Source organism: Dietzia sp. CQ4 (assembly GCF_014145125.1).
Classification (GTDB): domain Bacteria; phylum Actinomycetota; class Actinomycetes; order Mycobacteriales; family Mycobacteriaceae; genus Dietzia; species Dietzia natronolimnaea.
Map to the genome: position 1 here is coordinate 1 of NZ_JAALDZ010000393.1, position 1,529 is coordinate 1,529.

General features: G+C 72.0%; 2 protein-coding genes. Both read left to right on the forward strand.

What is annotated here, in order from left to right; translation table 11 throughout:
- A partial coding sequence (locus tag G6031_RS17565) for an NAD-dependent dehydratase (protein ID WP_182653962.1) occupies nucleotides 1–655 on the forward strand: 655 nt, incomplete at its 5' end.
- Nucleotides 656–746: 91 nt separating this feature from the next.
- Complete coding sequence (locus tag G6031_RS17570; RefSeq protein ID WP_241734261.1) at nucleotides 747–1,412, forward strand: TetR family transcriptional regulator; 666 nt, start codon at nucleotides 747–749, stop codon at nucleotides 1,410–1,412.
- Nucleotides 1,413–1,529: the final 117 nt, after the last annotated feature.

Consider the following 1,529-nt stretch of genomic DNA (forward strand, 5'->3'; position numbering starts at 1 on the left):
GGCCGAGGACGCGGCGGGCGCGTCCGCGATGCGCGACGCGATGGCCGCGGCCGGCGTCCAGCGGTGCGTGTACGTCTCCGGGCTCGCCCCGTCCGGAGGCCCCGGGGAGCCTCTCTCCCGGCACATGTCCTCCCGACTCGAGGTCCAACACCTGCTCTCGGACGGACCCACGCCGGTGTTCACCCTGCGGGCCGGCATCGTCCTGGGCTCCGGTTCGGTGGGCTTCGAGATGATGCGCACCCTGTGTGAGCGGTTGCCGGTCCAACCGGTCCCCCGCTGGATGCGCGGCGGCCGCGTGGAGCCGGTCGCCGAGCGTGACGTCGTCGAGGCCCTGTGTCACGCCCTCGAGGTGGCTCCCCGCACCGGGCACGGCGACCTCGGCTGCGGGGAGGCGCTGACCTACCCCGCGCTGCTGCGCAGGTTCTCCCGGGTCGCCGGGCTCCCGACACTCCGCGTCCCGGTCTTCGGGGTGCCGTGGGATCTGGTCGCGGCGGGATTGTCCCCGCTCATGGACGTGGACGCCGGGACCGTCGCCGGGCTGATCGAGAGTCTCCGCCACGAGATGGTGGCCGCCGGCCCGGCGACGGACCTGCTCCCCCCGGGGTGGGAGATGACCGGGATCGACGACGCCATCCGTCGCGCGCTCGGGGACTGACGGTGTGGTCCGGACGCGATGTCCCGGGTCCCGCCACACCGGGTCATTCCACACCCCGGCGCGAGCGCGCCCGGTGAGGGACAATCGACCGATGCCCGCGAATCTCCCGTTCACCGCCGCGACCTTCATCCGCGCCGCCCTGGACCGCCACGTGCCGAGCGGCACCACGGACGACATCGGGGAGAAGCTCCTCGACGCGGCGGTGCGGCAGTTCGAGCTCTTCGGCGTGACCCGGTCGACGATGGGGGACATCACGCAGCGGTCGGGCCTGTCCCGGATGACCCTCTACCGCCGGTTCGCCAACAAGCAGGAGCTCATCAACGCCGTCCTGCTCCGCGAGTCCGGACGCATCCTGGCCGGGCTGAAGCAGGAGATCGACCGGTACGACGACGTGGAGTCCAAGCTCACCGAGGGCTTCCTCTACACCGTCGAGACCCTGCGCGCCCACGGGCTGCTCAACCGGCTTCTCGAGAGCGAACCCGAGGTCGCCGTCCCGTATCTCACCGTCCGGGCCGAACCCCTGGTCAGCAGCAGTGCCGAGTTCCTCGCCTCGGAGATGGCCACCAGTCTCGACGACTCCCGGTCGCACGACGAACTGCTCGTGGCCGCCGAGGTGACCGTCCGTCTGGTGATCTCATTCGTCCTCACCCCCTCGACGGCCATCGACCTGGACGACCCCGACGTGGCTCGCGACTTCGCGCGCAGGCACCTCGGCCCACAGCTCAGCGGCGGACGGGGCCTTCCCGACGGGGCCTAGGTTCCGAAAGGGGTCAGCACCCGACCGGGCGCGGGCTCCCGTGGTGGACCCGACGGGTCTCGGGTTCCGGCGGGGCTCGGGTTCAGGCGGGTTGCGGGTTCAGGCGGGTTGCGGGTT